At 59.7% G+C, this 15,577-nt stretch carries 15 protein-coding genes; 9 read left to right on the top strand and 6 right to left on the bottom strand.

Annotated elements, in window-relative coordinates; translation table 11 throughout:
* The first annotated feature begins 94 nt into the window (after nucleotides 1-94).
* Nucleotides 95-1,288: a GGDEF domain-containing protein gene (locus tag PY308_RS12055; protein ID WP_275782747.1), complete on the top strand. Its 1,194-nt coding sequence runs from the start codon at nucleotides 95-97 to the stop codon at nucleotides 1,286-1,288.
* Nucleotides 1,289-1,349: 61 nt separating this feature from the next.
* Here PY308_RS12055 and PY308_RS12050 read toward each other — a convergent pair whose 3' ends face one another.
* Nucleotides 1,350-2,027 (bottom strand): alpha/beta hydrolase, encoded by a 678-nt coding sequence (locus PY308_RS12050; RefSeq protein ID WP_275782744.1) that lies wholly within the window; start codon nucleotides 2,025-2,027, stop codon nucleotides 1,350-1,352.
* Nucleotides 2,028-2,251: 224 nt separating this feature from the next.
* On the opposite strand from PY308_RS12050, the gene PY308_RS12045 reads away from it, so the two are divergent.
* The 8 genes from PY308_RS12045 (at nucleotide 2,252) to sufA (ending at nucleotide 9,513) form a co-directional block, all read left to right on the top strand.
* Nucleotides 2,252-3,418 carry a cysteine desulfurase family protein gene (locus tag PY308_RS12045; protein ID WP_275782741.1) on the top strand — a complete coding sequence of 389 codons (1,167 nt, stop codon included), beginning with the start codon at nucleotides 2,252-2,254 and terminating at the stop codon, nucleotides 3,416-3,418.
* Nucleotides 3,419-3,560: 142 nt separating this feature from the next.
* A complete protein-coding gene (sufB, locus tag PY308_RS12040; RefSeq protein ID WP_275782738.1) occupies nucleotides 3,561-5,030 on the top strand; it encodes a Fe-S cluster assembly protein SufB in 1,470 nt (489 codons plus the stop codon).
* Nucleotides 5,030-5,251, top strand: a complete 222-nt coding sequence (locus PY308_RS12035; protein ID WP_275782735.1) for a hypothetical protein — start codon at nucleotides 5,030-5,032, stop codon at nucleotides 5,249-5,251. The genes sufB and PY308_RS12035 overlap by 1 nt, the downstream gene beginning before the upstream one ends.
* Before the next feature lie 43 nt (nucleotides 5,252-5,294).
* Complete coding sequence (gene sufC, locus PY308_RS12030; protein ID WP_275782733.1) at nucleotides 5,295-6,050, top strand: Fe-S cluster assembly ATPase SufC; 756 nt, start codon at nucleotides 5,295-5,297, stop codon at nucleotides 6,048-6,050.
* A gap of 11 nt (nucleotides 6,051-6,061) precedes the next feature.
* The gene (sufD, locus tag PY308_RS12025) at nucleotides 6,062-7,336 is read left to right on the top strand and encodes a Fe-S cluster assembly protein SufD (RefSeq protein ID WP_275782731.1); all 1,275 of its coding nucleotides are present in this window, start codon (nucleotides 6,062-6,064) and stop codon (nucleotides 7,334-7,336) included.
* 39 nt (nucleotides 7,337-7,375) lie between these two features.
* Nucleotides 7,376-8,617: a cysteine desulfurase gene (locus tag PY308_RS12020; protein WP_275782729.1), complete on the top strand. Its 1,242-nt coding sequence runs from the start codon at nucleotides 7,376-7,378 to the stop codon at nucleotides 8,615-8,617.
* A 12-nt stretch (nucleotides 8,618-8,629) separates the two neighbouring features.
* Nucleotides 8,630-9,010, top strand: coding sequence for an SUF system Fe-S cluster assembly protein (locus tag PY308_RS12015; RefSeq protein ID WP_275782727.1), 381 nt, complete (start codon nucleotides 8,630-8,632; stop codon nucleotides 9,008-9,010).
* 110 nt (nucleotides 9,011-9,120) lie between these two features.
* Entirely contained in the window at nucleotides 9,121-9,513 is a 393-nt protein-coding gene (gene sufA, locus PY308_RS12010) for a Fe-S cluster assembly scaffold SufA (protein WP_275782724.1), read from the top strand.
* 312 nt (nucleotides 9,514-9,825) lie between these two features.
* On the opposite strand, the gene PY308_RS12005 is transcribed toward sufA, so the two are convergent.
* The 5 genes from PY308_RS12005 to gcvT all read right to left on the bottom strand — a co-directional run bounded on the left by PY308_RS12005 (nucleotide 9,826) and on the right by gcvT (nucleotide 15,504).
* Complete coding sequence (locus PY308_RS12005) at nucleotides 9,826-10,329, bottom strand: SRPBCC family protein (RefSeq protein ID WP_275782720.1); 504 nt, start codon at nucleotides 10,327-10,329, stop codon at nucleotides 9,826-9,828.
* Nucleotides 10,313-10,669, bottom strand: a complete 357-nt coding sequence (locus PY308_RS12000; RefSeq protein ID WP_275782719.1) for an ArsR/SmtB family transcription factor — start codon at nucleotides 10,667-10,669, stop codon at nucleotides 10,313-10,315. The genes PY308_RS12005 and PY308_RS12000 overlap by 17 nt, the downstream gene beginning before the upstream one ends.
* Nucleotides 10,670-11,122: 453 nt before the next feature.
* Nucleotides 11,123-13,987, bottom strand: a complete 2,865-nt coding sequence (gene gcvP, locus PY308_RS11995) for an aminomethyl-transferring glycine dehydrogenase (RefSeq protein WP_275782716.1) — start codon at nucleotides 13,985-13,987, stop codon at nucleotides 11,123-11,125.
* Nucleotides 13,987-14,349 carry a glycine cleavage system protein GcvH gene (gene gcvH, locus PY308_RS11990; RefSeq protein WP_275782713.1) on the bottom strand — a complete coding sequence of 121 codons (363 nt, stop codon included), beginning with the start codon at nucleotides 14,347-14,349 and terminating at the stop codon, nucleotides 13,987-13,989. The genes gcvP and gcvH overlap by 1 nt, the downstream gene beginning before the upstream one ends.
* A gap of 15 nt (nucleotides 14,350-14,364) precedes the next feature.
* Nucleotides 14,365-15,504 (bottom strand): glycine cleavage system aminomethyltransferase GcvT, encoded by a 1,140-nt coding sequence (gene gcvT / locus PY308_RS11985; RefSeq protein WP_275782710.1) that lies wholly within the window; start codon nucleotides 15,502-15,504, stop codon nucleotides 14,365-14,367.
* Nucleotides 15,505-15,577 lie beyond the last annotated feature (73 nt).

Genomic DNA, 15,577 nt, shown 5'->3' with positions numbered 1-15,577 from the left:
GCTACGTTCAATCGCCTCGCTTGATGTAAAGTGCAAAACGGTATCGATGCAGCGGCAGACGGGCTTGCGGATGCATCCCGAAATGGACTTGTAGATGAACGGCGCCCTTTTTCTCCTGACGGTCAATTTCCTGATTGCGCAGCTGTTCTGCGTATTTTTCGTGATCATCTCCCGCCGCAGCCCGGTGCCCTCGGCCGGCCGCTGGTTCGCCGGTGCTTTTTTCGTCGCCTCTCTCGCCGCCGTCTTCGAAGTGACGATCCGATATGGCGGCATCGACCGTTTTGCAAGCTTTGGCGCTTTTTCCTCGTTGCTGGTCGCGCTTTTGATGATTCGCATCGGGCTGGGCAAGCTCTATAATGTGCCGACGGATGTCATATCGATCACGGTCTTCCTGGCGCTGTCCCTGGCTGTCAATCTGTCGATCTACGATCTGCCACGCGGCGGCTTGTGGCATTCCCTGGGCTATCAACTTCCCTTCAGCATTGCAGAACTGATCGCTGCTGGTACGGTGTACCGGTCCGGCCGTCGCGCGGCGCCTGACCTGACGCTGATGGCGCTGCTGATTGTCACGGCCGTGCATTTTGCCAGCAAGATTTATTTCGCGGTTGCCTTTGCCGGCGGCAGCGATGCCCAGTCCTACCTCTCCAGCACCTATGCGCTGGTCTCCCAGAGCCTTGGTGCCGTGCTCGTCGTCTCCACGGGGTTGACGCTACTGGCCGTGATCGTCGTTGAAATCATGGACGAAGCCAAGGCGAACGCCGAGGTCGATCCTCTGTCCGGCCTGTTCAACCGGCGGGCTTTCCATGAAAAAATCGGCCAGATATTGAAAAGGCCCGTCTCGGCATATCCGCATTGCATGCTTCTGTGCGACCTCGATCACTTCAAGGCGGTAAACGACACTTACGGGCACGCGGCTGGTGATCAGGTCATCCAGTTCTTCGCGCGCATGATCGCGGTGAATTCCCCCTCCGGAGCCATCTGCTCCCGCCTCGGCGGTGAGGAATTTGCGATTTTTCTACCCTCAACCGACGAGACCACCGGCTATCTCTTTGCCCAGGGTCTGCGAAATAATTTTTCGTCGCTGTCATTCCCGGCGCTGCCGGACAGTGTTCGTCTGACGGCAAGTTTCGGCGTTGCGGTAATGACGGCATCGAGCCAAACCATCGCAGACGCCATCGGCAGGGCAGACGGTGCGCTCTACGACGCAAAGAAGAGCGGCCGCAACCGGGTAAGCAGGGATGCCCGCCCGAACGTCACGAATTTCGATCAATGGCAGTCTCAGGCATAAACAGAATGACGAAGGCCGGGTTTCCCCGGCCTTCCAAGCTTTGTAATGGCTCTCAGTCGTGTCAACGGATGCGCTTGGCAGCCGGTTCCGGCGTAAGCTCGCCGTTCAGCCGGCGGTCCAGATAATCCTCGCATTCCGCCATCAGCGTATCGACCTGACCGTTGAAGAAGTGGTTGGCTCCAGGCACGGTCTTGTGGGTAATCAAAATGCCCTTTTGCGCCTTCAGCTTGTCGACGAGCGTGTTGACGTCCTTCTCCGGCGCCACCTTGTCGAGATCGCCGTTGATGATCAGGCCCGACGAGGGGCAAGGGGCGAGGAACGAGAAGTCGTAGGTGTTGGGCTGCGGGGCGATCGACATGAAGCCTTCGATTTCCGGACGGCGCATCAGAAGCTGCATGCCGATCCATGCGCCGAACGAATAGCCGGCGACCCAACAACTTTTTGAATCCGGATGCATGCTTTGCACCCAGTCGAGTGCGGATGCGGCATCGGACAGTTCGCCCGCACCATGGTCGAATTCGCCCTGGCTGCGGCCGATCGAGCGAAAGTTGAACCTGAGTGTCGTGAAGCCACGCTTCTGAAACATATAAAATAGCTGGTAGACGATCTGGTTGTTCATCGTGCCGCCAAATTGTGGATGCGGATGGAGCACGATGGCGATCGGTGCGTTCTTCTGTTTGGACGGCTGGTAGCGGCCCTCGAGGCGACCGGCCGGTCCGTTGAAGATGATTTCGGGCATTGGCTCTCCGGCATATTTTATGGCGCTAAAACCACCTCGAAAGCCTCAGCAGTCTTGACGAAAGCAGTCAGCTTTTCTAAAAGGCAGTTTAGAACCATTCAAAACTTTAACACGGTTCATCCGTGGCGAGTGTCGTCTCTTACGGCAAGCGACCTGAAAAATTCAAGGAAAATGCACCGGCCTGACGCTTTACATGGCTGCGAATCGATATTCGGCAAGGGATGATGAGACAAGCGCGCATCTATATGGACTGGAATGCCACCGCGCCGCTCTTGCCGGCTGCGCGGGAAGCGTGCGTGTCCGCGCTCGATCGTCTCGGAAACCCTTCCTCCGTTCATGGCGAGGGCCGCCAGATCCGGGGCATGATCGAGGACAGCCGGCGTGATGTTGCCGCCCTTTGCGGCGCGGTGCCGGCCGGCGTCACGTTCACCAGCGGTGCCACGGAAGCTGCAAACTGGGTGCTGACGCCTGATTTCCGGATGGGCAGGACGCCGCTCAGGATCGGCCGCGTTTATATTTCGGCCATCGAGCATCCCGCCGTTCGCGAGGGAGGACGGTTTTCGAAGGAGGCGATTTCCGAGATCGCCGTGACGGCCGATGGCATCATCGATCTTGATGTACTGGAACGTGCGCTTGCCAACCACGACCGGTCATCGGGACCGCCGATGGTCGCGGTCATGATGGCGAACAACGAGACCGGCATCATCCAGCCGATTGCCGAAGTGGCGCGACTGGTGAAGCGAGCCGGCGGCGTTCTCGTCGTGGATGCTGTTCAGGCGGCGGGACGCATGGCTCTGTCTATCGCTGAGCTTGGTGCGGATTTTCTCATCCTCTCCTCGCACAAGATCGGTGGCCCGAAAGGTGCGGGCGCGCTGATTGCAAGCGGCGAGATTTTGATGCCGTCTCCGCTGGTCCGCGGTGGCGGGCAGGAGAAAGGGCACAGGTCCGGCACGGAAAATCCCGTCGCCATTGCCGGCTTTGCCGCTGCCGCGCGAGCTGCCCGTCAAGGGATGAGAGACAGAATGGAAGCCGTGTCGGGTTTGCGCGATGCCCTTGAAGTCGCCATCCTGGCGGCGGCCCCCGACGTCATTATTCACGGCAGAGGCGGTCCGAGGCTCTGCAACACGATTTTCTTTACGCTGCCGGGTTTGAAAGCCGAAACCGGACAGATCGCGTTTGATCTGGAGGGTGTCGCGCTGTCGGCGGGTTCGGCATGCTCCTCCGGCAAAGTCGGTCAGAGCTATGTTCTTTCCGCAATGGGGCGTGATCCCGGGCAGGGCGCATTGCGCATTTCCATAGGCTCCTCTACGACGCTGGCCGAGATCGAACAATGCGGGGCGGCCTTCGCGAAAATTGCGGCGCGGCGCAGGCTTTCGGGTGATGCCGCCTGAGATATCAAAGTGGCGGAAACGCATTTTCCGCCGACAAGCGGGGTGAAAATCGCGCTCCGGCCAATTACATAAGCGATACGACGAAAATTGTATCGTACTGACAAGCTGCCGGACCTTGTATCCGGCGAGATTGGAGAACGACATGGCTGCTGTGCAGGAAACAATCGATCAGGTCGCCCTGATCGATGTGGACCAGTACAAATACGGGTTTGAGACGACGATCGAAATGGACAAGGCGCCCAAGGGCCTGTCCGAGGACATCATCCGCTTTATTTCCGCGAAGAAGAACGAACCGGACTGGATGCTCGAATGGCGCCTGGAAGCCTATCAGCGCTGGCTGACGCTGGAAGAGCCGACCTGGGCACGCGTCAATTATCCCAAGATCGATTTCAGTGACATCTACTTCTATGCCGCGCCGAAAAGCACACCCGGTCCGACCTCGATTGACGATGTCGATCCGGAATTGCTGAAAGTCTATGAAAAGCTCGGCATTCCCCTGCGCGAACAGGAGATTCTCGCTGGCGTGAAAACGTCGCGGATCGCCGTCGATGCAGTGTTCGACTCGGTCTCCGTCGTGACGACGTTCAAGGAGGAACTTAAAAAGGCCGGCGTGATCTTCATGTCGATCTCCGAGGCCATCCGCGAGCATCCGGATCTGGTGAAGAAATATCTCGGCACGGTTGTGCCGGCCTCCGACAATTATTATGCGACGCTGAACTGCGCCGTGTTCACCGATGGATCCTTCGTCTACATCCCGAAGGGCGTTCGCTGCCCGATGGAACTGTCGACCTATTTCCGCATCAATGAGAAGGGCACCGGCCAGTTCGAGCGCACGCTGATCATCGCGGAAGAGGGCGCCTACGTCTCGTATCTGGAAGGCTGCACGGCGCCGCAGCGCGACGAAAACCAGCTGCATGCGGCTGTCGTCGAACTGGTTGCGCTCGATGATGCCGAGATCAAATACTCCACTGTCCAGAACTGGTATCCGGGCGACAAGGACGGCAAGGGCGGCATCTACAATTTCGTTACCAAGCGCGGCGATTGCCGCGGCAGGAACTCGAAGATTTCGTGGACGCAGGTCGAGACTGGCTCGGCGATCACCTGGAAATACCCGTCCTGCATCCTGCGCGGCGATGGTTCGCGCGGCGAGTTCTATTCGATCGCCGTCTCCAACGGTCACCAGCAGATCGACAGCGGCACCAAGATGATCCATCTCGGCAAGAACACGTCGAGCCGCATCGTCTCCAAGGGCATCGCCGCCGGCGTCAGCCAGAACACCTATCGCGGCCAAGTCTCGACCCACCGCAAGGCAACGAATGCCCGCAACTTCACCCAGTGCGATTCACTGCTGATCGGTGACAAGTGCGGCGCCCATACCGTGCCCTATATCGAGGCACGCAACTCCTCCGCCCAGTTCGAGCATGAGGCGACGACGTCGAAAATTTCCGAGGATCAGCTGTTCTACTGCCTGCAGCGCGGCATCCCCACCGAGGCCGCGATCGCGCTGATCGTCAACGGCTTCGTCAAGGAAGTCATCCAGGAACTGCCGATGGAATTTGCGGTTGAGGCGCAGAAGCTGATCGGGATTTCGCTTGAGGGGAGTGTGGGATAATGAATGAGAATGTCGAGAATCTTGTTCTTGAGCATTTGAGGATTATCCGCGCGGACATGAGTTCCATGAAAGAAGACATGGGCGGCATGCGTGCCGAAATCCTTATTATCCGCCAGCATATGGCGGGTCTGCTTGGCTCGCAAACGCTTCACGATGTTGAAATCGCGGGTTTGAAGGTTCGGCTGGATCGCCTCGAAAAGCGGCTTGAGTTAGCCGACTGAAAGTTTTTTTCGGGTTGTGACCCATGTTTAATAGGTAGTTATCATGCTTGAAATCAGAAACCTCCATGCCCGCATCGCCGAAGACGGCACAGAGATCATTCGTGGGCTGAACCTGACCGTGAAGGCCGGTGAGGTCGCTGCCATCATGGGGCCGAACGGCTCCGGCAAGTCGACGCTGTCCTACATCCTGTCGGGCCGCTCCGACTATGAGGTGACGGAAGGCGATATCCTTTACAATGGTGAGAGCATTCTCGACCTCGATCCGTCCGAGCGGGCCGCGAAGGGAATCTTTTTGGCTTTCCAGTATCCTGTGGAAATTCCGGGTGTCGCGACCATGCAGTTCCTCAAGGTCGCACTCAACGAGCAGCGGAAATTCCGGGGTGAAGCCGAGCTTTCGACGCCGGATTTCATCCGCCGCGTGAAGGAGGCGGCCGCCCGGCTGCAGATCAATCCGGATATGCTGAAGCGTCCGCTCAATGTCGGTTTCTCCGGTGGTGAAAAAAAGCGTGCGGAAATCCTGCAGATGGCGCTGCTGGAGCCGAAGCTCTGCATCCTCGACGAAACCGATTCGGGGCTCGATATCGACGCGCTGAAGATCGTCGCGGACGGCGTCAATGCGCTGCGTTCGCCGGATCGTGCCGTGATCGTCATCACCCATTACCAGCGCCTGCTGGAGTATATTGTGCCGGATACGGTCCATGTTCTCTACAAGGGTCAGGTGATCAAATCGGGCGACAAGTCGCTGGCGCTTGATCTTGAAGCCAACGGCTATGCCGACATCATCGGCGCGGCGGCCTGAGGAGCGCAATCATGAACATGCAAACGGCAATCACAATGACGGCCGCCGAGACGGCTCTCATTGCAGCCTATACCGCAGAGATCGGCGACCTGCCTGGCGAGGGTGCGGTTTTGTCGGCACGCGACGCGCTGCTTGCCGGCATCCGGAAAAACGGCCTGCCGACGCGCCGTGTCGAAGCTTGGCATTACACGGATTTGCGGGCATTGCTGCGCGCCGTGCCGGCGGCCGATCCCGCGGCTTTCGCCGAGCGTGTGGAGCCGCTGTTTGAGGGCGCCGCCGTGCTGACGGTCTTGAACGGCAAGGCCGATGCCAAGGGCGCGCCTGACGGCGTCAACGTGCGAACCTATGCCGAAAGCCTGATTGACGGCGTGGCTGCGCCGGACCTGATAGAGCGCGATGCCGACGACGCGATCGGCCGTATCAACGGCAGTTTCGTGCGTGATGGTTTCGAGATCGAAATTCCGGAAGGCACACAACTCGAACAGCCGCTTGAGCTACAGCTCGTCCAGAGCGCTGGCCAGAGCCATAGCCGGTTCCCGGTCACGTTCGGTGCCCATTCCAAGGCTGTCGTCATCGAGCGTCATCTGTCCGTCAGCGATGCCCCGAGCCTCGTAACGGCCGTTTGTGATCTTATCCTCGATGAAGGGGCCGAAATCACCTGGATCGTGCTGCAACAGCAGGGGATAGCCGACAGCCATCTCGCGCAGGTGAATTTCGATCTCGCCGAAAACGCCAGGCTAAGGCTCTTCATCATCAATGCCGGCGGCAAGCTGGTGCGGCAGGAAATTCATGGCGTCACGACGGGCGAAGGCGCTGATTTCAAGCTGCGCGGCATCAATCTGCTTGGCGGCGACACCCATACTGACGTGACCTTTACACTCGGCCATGACGTTGCGAACACGACATCGACGGAGGTTATCCGCAATGTCCTGTTCGACCGCGCAAAAGGCGTGTTCCAGGGCCAGATCCGTGTTGCGCCGGATGCCCAGAAAACCGATGCCAAGATGGCCTGCAACACGCTGCTGCTCTCCGACGACGCCGATTTTTCGGCCAAACCGGAGCTGGAAATCTTTGCCGACGACGTTCAGTGCGGTCATGGGGCAACGGTGATCGACATCAATCCGACGCATCTTTACTATCTGCGCGCCCGCGGTATTCCGGAAAACAAGGCACGCGCCATGCTGGTGAACGCCTTTGTCGACGAGATCGTTGAAGAACTTGAGGACGAGGCGATGATCGAGCCGCTGGAAGCAATCATCGAAGCCTGGCTCGACAAGCACGCCTGAGATGTATGCGTAACGTTGCCGTCTGATTGGATAGTGAACATGGAACACACCGTGCCTGTACCCGGCTATGATGTCGAGGCAATCCGCAGGGATTTTCCGATCCTGTCGCGAACCGTTTACGGCAAGCCGCTCGTCTATCTCGACAATGGCGCTTCGGCGCAGAAGCCGCAGGTGGTGATCGATGCGGTGGCCCATGCCTATTCCAATGAATATGCCAATGTTCATCGCGGGCTGCATTTCCTGTCCAATGCTGCAACGGATGCCTATGAAGGGGCGCGTGAGAAGGTGCGGCGCTTCCTGAACGCTCCGTCCGTCGACAATGTCGTCTTCACCAAGTCCTCGACCGAGGCGATCAATACGGTTGCCTATGGCTATGGCATGCCGGCTATTGGCGCCGGCGACGAGATCGTCATCTCGATCATGGAGCATCACTCCAATATCGTGCCCTGGCATTTCATCCGCGAACGGCAAGGTGCAAAGATCGTCTGGGCACCGGTGGACGACCAGGGCGCGTTCTATATCGACGATTTCGTCAAATGCCTGACGGACAAGACGAAGCTGGTCGCCATCACCCATATGTCGAACGCGCTCGGCACTGTGGTGCCGGTCAAGGAAATCTGCCGCATCGCCCATGAACGCGGCATCCCGGTTCTCATCGATGGAAGCCAGAGCGCGGTGCACATGCCGGTGGATGTGCAGGATATCGACTGCGACTGGTTTGTGATGACCGGCCACAAGCTCTATGGCCCATCCGGCATCGGCGTCCTCTACGGAAAGACCGACCGCTTGAAGGAGATGCGTCCTTTCATGGGCGGCGGTGAGATGATCTTCGAGGTGACGGAGGACACCGTCACCTACAATGATCCGCCGCATCGCTTCGAAGCCGGCACGCCGCCGATCGTGCAGGCGATCGGGCTCGGCTATGCCCTGGATTATATGGAGACTGTCGGACGCGCGGCCATCGCCGCGCATGAGGCCGATCTTGCCGCCTATGCGCATGAGCGGCTGTCCGGCGTCAACGCGCTACGCATCTTCGGGACGGCGCCGGGCAAAGGTGGTATCTTCTCATTCGAACTGGAGGGTATTCACGCCCACGACGTGTCGATGGTGATCGATCGGGCGGGTGTGGCCGTCAGGGCCGGGACGCATTGCGCCCAGCCGCTCTTGAAACGCTTCGGCGTAACCTCCACATGCCGAGCATCCTTCGGGCTCTATAACACCCGGGCCGAGGTGGATGCGTTGGTAGACGCGCTGGATCAAGCCCGCAAATTCTTTGCGTGAGGGAATAGTCTGATGAGCCTTGATACGACCGAAGACAAGATCGACGTGCGCGACGGGATCGTTCACTCTGCAATACCCGCGGACGAGCTCGCGCGACTGAGCGACGACGTGATCTCCGCCCTGAAAACGGTCTACGACCCGGAAATACCGGCCGATATTTTCGAGCTCGGCCTGATCTACAAGATCGACATCGAGGACGACCGCATGGTGAAGATCGCCATGACGCTGACGGCCCCGGGGTGCCCGGTTGCGGGTGAAATGCCGGGCTGGGTGGAAAATGCGGTCGGCGCGGTCGAAGGGATATCCGGCGTCGAAGTGTCCATGACCTTCGATCCGCCATGGACACCGGATCGCATGTCCGAAGAAGCCCAGGTTGCCGTCGGCTGGTACTGATAAGCAGGTTTATCGCAGGCCTCTGTCTTGTTGATCCCGTTGCTTCGACAGACTACAGTGTAAGCGGAAGCATCGGGCCTTGAACCCGGTTGTGACAAGGAGAACGGCCGATGGGCTTTGCAGTCATGAGTTTGACCGATGCGGCAGCCGCCCGCGTCAAAGCGATTGTCGAAAATGCCGGTGGGGAAGCGCAGGGCATCCGCGTCGGCATCAAGAAGGGCGGCTGCGCGGGGATGGAATATGCCATCGATCTCGTGACATCCCCGAGTGCGAAGGACGATTTCGTCGAGCATGACGGTGCGCGGGTCTGGGTTGCGCCCGAGGCCGTGCTCTACCTTCTCGGCACCCGAATGGACTTTGAAGTGACGACACTGCGCTCCGGCTTTACCTTCAACAACCCGAACCAGACTTCCGCCTGCGGTTGTGGCGAATCGGTCGAGCTGAAGCCGGCAGATCTCGCGGCGCTTGCCGCAAAAGGCGATGCGGTGGTGCGGGCAAGTTAGGCCCTGTCAAAGTCCAAAGGCTGGACGTTGAAAGAGAGACTGGTGCCGCCCGTCTCTCTTTCTGTTTTTACGGCTCACGGCACCTGCGGCCAGGGGCACTGATGCCGCAGCGATTTGATTGTGCAAAAATGTGCAAAAACATCATCTATATGCCGAATGACGCCATCGCAGGGTAACTGTGATCAAAGGCTGCTTTCGGCCCCAACCTGCCATCTTGGTATCCGGCACGAATGGCCGCTTTGCTCCCCGCCGACGGGAAGGCCGTGGAGTCATTTCTCGAGATCAGACGCTCCCCGAGGGTAATTTTTCGCTCTACTCGCCTTGGCTGGAAAGCAATTTGGCGAGCTGCTCCAACTGCTCCGGCAGTGCGGTCGCCGAGCCCTGTAGTGCTTCCTCAAGAGCCTCACTGGAGCGATAGACTTCGTGAAAATGCAGCACCGTCTTCCCGCCCTGGTCCTCGAAGATCACGGTGGTGATCGCGCCCTCTTCGCCCTCGTCATTGGTCCAGACAATGCGCTCGTTCGGCACGACTTCGAGATACTTGCCGTAGAAAGCCATTGTGTCCTCACCGCCGGTGCTGAATTCCAGCCGATATTTTCCGCCAGTACGGACATCCATATCGCATGATACGAGGGAAACGCCGGATACCGATTTTGGCATCCACCAGCGCTGGAACAGTTCGGGCTCGCTCCATGCCCGGAAAACCGCGCTCGGTGGCGCATTGAATGTCCGGGTTACGACGAGTTCGCGATCACCTCTGCGTTCGACTGAGGTGCGGTCCTGCGTACCGCTTGCACTGTTAGCTTGCTGGCTCATCGCTTCCCTCCTGTTGCATTTCGCTGATGATTTCGTCCAAAGCGTCGAAGCGGGCTTCGAAGAGCTTGCGATGCGCCTTGATCCACTCGGCCTCCGCCTTGAGACCGCGTTTCCCAAGCTGGCAGGTCCTCACGCGTCCGACCTTCTGCGTGACGACGAACCCCGCCCGCTCGAGAACCTGCACGTGCTTTTTCATCCCGGTCAGCGTCATCTGGAACTTGTCCGCAAGGCTGGTGATCGACGCGTCCCCTCGCGCAAGCTGAGCGATGATCCCGCGACGGGTCGCATCGGACAGCGCCGCAAACGAGAGGTCGAGGGAAGGAGTTAAATAATGAACCATATGGTTCAGTTTTTAACTCACTCGTGCAAAAGGCGCAAGCGTCTCGAACTTCTCCTGTCCGCCCCGTGCGTTGGATCGTTCCGTATGTCCGCTGCTAGCGCAAACTTGTCGTCCCGAATGGTGGCAAGCCTTCGAAAAGACAAAGCATGGCGGACAAGGTGCGGGTGAGACAATGCTTAGCCCCTCAGATTGTTGACAAACCTATTTTCTGCTGTGTGGGATGACTGTCAGTCGTGGAAATGGCGATTTCATATCCTCCGTCAATTCCTGTGCCTATCACAGGAGTCCAGCCGCCCAAGTCCTTGGGCGAAAATCGTTCTTTGACCCGACGGACGTCGGGTCGCTGGATCCCCTCCACAAGGGCGATCAAGACGGAGGTTGCAACATGGGTCCTAAAGATATTCTAGACTCTGTCAGCAACTTGAGGGCGCCGGGGCGCCCTTTTTGCCTGTCTTACTCAGCCGCCTCGGCGTAATCCTCCAGGGGCGGGCAGGTGCAGACGAGGTTGCGGTCGCCGTAGACATTGTCGACGCGGTTGACCGGGGACCAGTATTTGTCCACGCGGAAGGCGCCCGGCGGGTAGCAGGCTTGTTCGCGCGAATAGGGGCGGTCCCATTCGCCGACGAGATCCTCGACCGTGTGCGGCGCGTTCTTCAGCGGATTGTTGGCACGGTCCATGGTCCCGTCCTCGATCGCCTGCGCCTCGGCGCGGATTGCCAGCATGGCATCGCAGAAGCGGTCGAGCTCGGCCTTGGTTTCCGATTCCGTCGGTTCGATCATCAGCGTGCCGGCGACAGGCCAGCTCATGGTCGGCGCGTGAAAGCCGCAGTCGATCAGGCGCTTGGCAACGTCATCAACGGTCACGCCGGCGCTCTCGACCAACGGGCGCGTATCCACAATGCACTCGTGTGCGACACGGCCCCTGGCCGACTTGTAAAGCACGTCATAGGCGCCCTTCAACCGTGCGGCGATATAGTTGGCATTGAGGATCGCCACCTTGGTCGCCTGCGTCAAGCCTTCGCCGCCCATCATCAGGCAGTAGCTCCAGGAGATCGGCAGGATCGATGCGGAGCCGAAGGGTGCTGCCGAAACCGCACCGTCGCCGCCATCCGTTTCGGGATGACCGGGCAGGTAAGGCGCCAAATGGGCCTTGACGCCGATCGGGCCCATGCCGGGACCGCCGCCGCCATGCGGAATGCAGAAGGTCTTGTGAAGATTGAGGTGACTGACATCCGAGCCGATATCGCCGGGGCGGGCAAGACCGACCATGGCATTCATGTTGGCGCCGTCGAGATAGACCTGACCCCCGTGCTGGTGAACGATGTCGCAGACCTCGCGAACATTCTCCTCGAAAACGCCGTGCGTCGATGGATAGGTTATCATGCAGCAGGAGAGATTTTCTCCGTATCGCTCTGCTTTTGAACGGAAATCGTCCATGTCGATGTCGCCGTTGTCGCTGACCTTGACGACGACCACCTTCATGCCGGCCATCTGTGCCGAAGCCGGGTTGGTGCCATGCGCGGAAGTCGGGATCAGGCAGACATCGCGATGATCGTCGCCGTTGGCCAAGTGATAGGCGCGAATGGTGAGGAGACCCGCATATTCCCCCTGCGCACCCGAATTCGGCTGCATCGAGATCGCGTCATAGCCGGTTATCGCGCAGAGCTTCTGGCTGAGATCGGTAATCATATGGCGATAGCCCTCGGCCTGATCCGCCGGCACGAAAGGGTGGATTTCGGCGAATTCCGGCCAGGTGATCGGCAGCATTTCGGCTGTTGCGTTCAGCTTCATGGTGCATGAGCCGAGCGGGATCATCGAGCGGTCGAGCGCCAGGTCGCGGTCCGAGAGACGGCGGATATAGCGCGTCATTTCGCTTTCGGCGCGGTTCATGTGGAAGATCGGGTGGGCCAAGTACTCGCTGGTGCGCAGCAGGGCTTTCGGCAGGCGGTATTCCGGCTCGAAATCCTCAACCTTGAAATCGCCGCCGAAGGCCCGCCAGACTGCCTCCAGCGTGACCGGGCGCGAGCGCTCGTCCAGACTGATGCCGATCTTCGTGGTGCCGATCCGGCGCAGGTTCACCTCTTCCGCCACCGCCGTCTTCAGGATAATGCTCTGCAGCTTGCCGACATCGACGGTGATCGTATCGAAGAAGACGTCCGGCTCCACCGTGTAGCCAAGCTTCTCCAGGCCGCGAGCAAGCAGGACAGCCTTTTGATGCACGCTCTGGGCAATCGCCTTGATGCCTTGCGGGCCGTGAAAGACGGCATACATCGACGCCATCACGGCAAGCAGCACCTGCGCAGTGCAGATGTTCGACGTCGCCTTTTCGCGGCGGATATGCTGTTCGCGGGTTTGCAGGGAGAGGCGGTAAGCCCGGTTGCCGCGGCTGTCCACCGAGACGCCGACGAGGCGTCCGGGCATGGAGCGTTTGTAAGCGTCCTTGACGGACATATAGGCGGCGTGCGGGCCGCCATAGCCAACGGGCACGCCGAAGCGCTGCGTACAGCCGATGGCAATGTCGGCACCCATTTCGCCGGGTGATTTGAGGAGCGCAAGCGCCAGCGGATCCGCCGCAACGACGGCAATTGCGCCCGTCTGATGAAGGCGGGAAATCAGACCCGTGAAGTCGCGCACATGCCCGTAGGTGCCCGGGTATTGAAAAATTGCACCAAAAACATTGGCGGAGACCAGATCGGTTTCCGGGTCGCCGACAAGAATTGTCCAGCCCAGCGGTTCGGCGCGGGTCTTCAGCAGCGCGATGGTTTGCGGATGGCAATTTTCATCGACGAAGAAGGTCTTTTCCTTGGATTTCGAAACGCGCTCGGCCATGGCCATGGCTTCGGCCGCAGCTGTCGCTTCGTCCAGAAGCGAGGCATTCGCGACATCAAGGCCGGTAAGGTCGCAGACCATGGTCTGGTAGTTCAGGAGCGCCTCCAGCCGTCCCTGGCTGATCTCGGGCTGGTAGGGCGTATAGGCCGTATACCAGGCCGGGTTTTCCAGAATATTGCGCTGGATGACCGGCGGCGTGATCGTGCCATAATAGCCCTGGCCGATCAGCGAGACGAGTTTCCTGTTGCGATTGGCCGTTTCGCGCATCTTGTCGAGGGCCTCGCGCTCGGTCATGGCGGCCCCCCAGGAGAGCGGCGTCTTCTGGCGGATGGACGGCGGCACGGTGTCGTCGATCATCGCGTCGAGGCTCGGATAGCCGATGACCTTCAGCATGGCGCTCATTTCATCCGGCGACGGGCCGATATGCCGGCGATTGGCAAAATCATAGGGCTGGTAATCGGTGAAGGTGAAGTCCTTGGGCATGCTCATCAGGCGATCAGCTCCTTGTAGGCCGCCTCGTCGAGCAGCGCATTGGCAGCCGAGGGATCGGAGAGCTTGAGCTTGAAGAACCAGCCCGCGCCTTGGGGATCGCTGTTCACCAGCGCCGGATCATCGACGATCGCCTGGTTGCTTTCGACAATTTCGCCATCGAGCGGACAATAGACATCCGAGGCTGCCTTGACGGATTCGACCGTGGCGGCGGTCGCGCCCTTGTCCAGCGCCGTGCCGGCTTCGGGCAGTTCCACGAAGACCAGATCGCCAAGCTGCTCGGCGGCATGGGCGGTGATGCCCACGGTTGCGACATCGCCTTCGATCTTCAGCCATTCATGTTCATCGGTAAATTTCAGCATGGTGCTTGCTCCGGATCAGCGTTTGTAGGTGGGGATGATGAAGGGCAGGGCGGCAACGGTCACAGGCAGATATTTGCCGCGCACTTCGGCAAAAAGCGATGTGCCTGCATCCTTGTAGGCTGTGTCGACATAGCCCATGGCGACGGGATGATCGGCGCTTGGACCGAAGCCGCCCGAGGTAACGATACCTGCTGGCTGCTCGCCTTTTGCATCGGCAAAGAGCGCGGCCCCGCCACGCACCGGCGCCTTGCCGTCGGGCTTCAGGCCGACCCGGCGACGATCGGCGCCTTGCGCAAACTGCGAAAGAATTGTCCGGGCACCCGGAAAACCGCCCGCGCGATCGCCGCCGGTACGCCGCACCTTTTGCATCGCCCATTCGAGCGACGCCTCTACCGGCGTCGTGCCTGTGTCGATGTCGTTTCCATAGAGACAAAGGCCTGCTTCGAGCCGCAGCGAATCGCGGGCGCCGAGACCGATCGGCAAAACATCCGGGTGTTCGAGAAGGCGGCGTGCCACATCCTCGGCGGCGGCAGCGGGGATGGAAATTTCAAAACCGTCTTCGCCCGTGTAACCGGAGCGCGAGATGATACAAGAAACGTCGTGCAGTTCGGCTTCGGCAACATCCATGAAGCGCATCGTGGCGATATCGGCCCAGAGTTCAGCAAGGACCGCAACGGCCCGAGGCCCCTGCAGGGCGATCAGCGCCCGATCTTCGAGCAGCGTCAGGTCGCAGATCTCGCCAAGATGCGCCTGAAGATGGGCAAAATCTTCCTGCTTGCAGGCCGCATTGACCACCAGAAAGAGATGGTCGCCGCGGTTGGCAATCATCAGATCGTCGCGGATGCCACCGGCATCATGGGTGAAAAGCCCGTAACGCTGGCGCCCGGGAGCAAGGCCGAGAACATCGACGGGCACCAGAGTTTCGAGCGCCAGTGCCGCATCCTCCAGTTTCCCGGATTTCGGCCGCAGGATGATCTGCCCCATATGCGAGACATCGAACAGACCGGCTGCGCTGCGCGTATGAAGGTGTTCCTTCAGCACGCCGGCCGGATATTGCACAGGCATGTCGTAGCCGGCAAAAGGCACCATGCGGGCGCCAAGAGAAACATGCAGGGCATGCAGCGGGGTCTGTTTCAGGGAAGTGCTATCGTCCAATCTGGCCTCCAGGTCTGGCGCTCCGCGCCGGCTCATTTCTACGCGCAGCTGTTGCGTCGTATCCTCGAGCCCC

Source organism: Pararhizobium gei, assembly GCF_029223885.1.
In the GTDB taxonomy this organism is placed as follows: Bacteria; Pseudomonadota; Alphaproteobacteria; order Rhizobiales; family Rhizobiaceae; genus Pararhizobium; species Pararhizobium gei.
Note: the sequence above shows the minus strand (reverse complement) of the source record. Positions and strands in the feature narration are given on the sequence as shown.

Bases quoted from the DNA above. Each gene is read 5' to 3' on its own strand.
- PY308_RS12055 (WP_275782747.1), top strand. From the start codon at position 95: ATGAACGGCGCCCTTTTTCTCCTGACGGTCAATTTCCTGATTGCGCAG.
- PY308_RS12050 (WP_275782744.1), bottom strand. From the start codon at position 2,027: ATGCCCGAAATCATCTTCAACGGACCGGCCGGTCGCCTCGAGGGCCGC.
- PY308_RS12045 (WP_275782741.1), top strand. From the start codon at position 2,252: ATGAGACAAGCGCGCATCTATATGGACTGGAATGCCACCGCGCCGCTC.
- sufB (WP_275782738.1), top strand. From the start codon at position 3,561: ATGGCTGCTGTGCAGGAAACAATCGATCAGGTCGCCCTGATCGATGTG.
- PY308_RS12035 (WP_275782735.1), top strand. From the start codon at position 5,030: ATGAATGAGAATGTCGAGAATCTTGTTCTTGAGCATTTGAGGATTATC.
- sufC (WP_275782733.1), top strand. From the start codon at position 5,295: ATGCTTGAAATCAGAAACCTCCATGCCCGCATCGCCGAAGACGGCACA.
- sufD (WP_275782731.1), top strand. From the start codon at position 6,062: ATGAACATGCAAACGGCAATCACAATGACGGCCGCCGAGACGGCTCTC.
- PY308_RS12020 (WP_275782729.1), top strand. From the start codon at position 7,376: ATGGAACACACCGTGCCTGTACCCGGCTATGATGTCGAGGCAATCCGC.
- PY308_RS12015 (WP_275782727.1), top strand. From the start codon at position 8,630: ATGAGCCTTGATACGACCGAAGACAAGATCGACGTGCGCGACGGGATC.
- sufA (WP_275782724.1), top strand. From the start codon at position 9,121: ATGGGCTTTGCAGTCATGAGTTTGACCGATGCGGCAGCCGCCCGCGTC.
- PY308_RS12005 (WP_275782720.1), bottom strand. From the start codon at position 10,329: ATGAGCCAGCAAGCTAACAGTGCAAGCGGTACGCAGGACCGCACCTCA.
- PY308_RS12000 (WP_275782719.1), bottom strand. From the start codon at position 10,669: ATGGTTCATTATTTAACTCCTTCCCTCGACCTCTCGTTTGCGGCGCTG.
- gcvP (WP_275782716.1), bottom strand. From the start codon at position 13,987: ATGAGCATGCCCAAGGACTTCACCTTCACCGATTACCAGCCCTATGAT.
- gcvH (WP_275782713.1), bottom strand. From the start codon at position 14,349: ATGCTGAAATTTACCGATGAACATGAATGGCTGAAGATCGAAGGCGAT.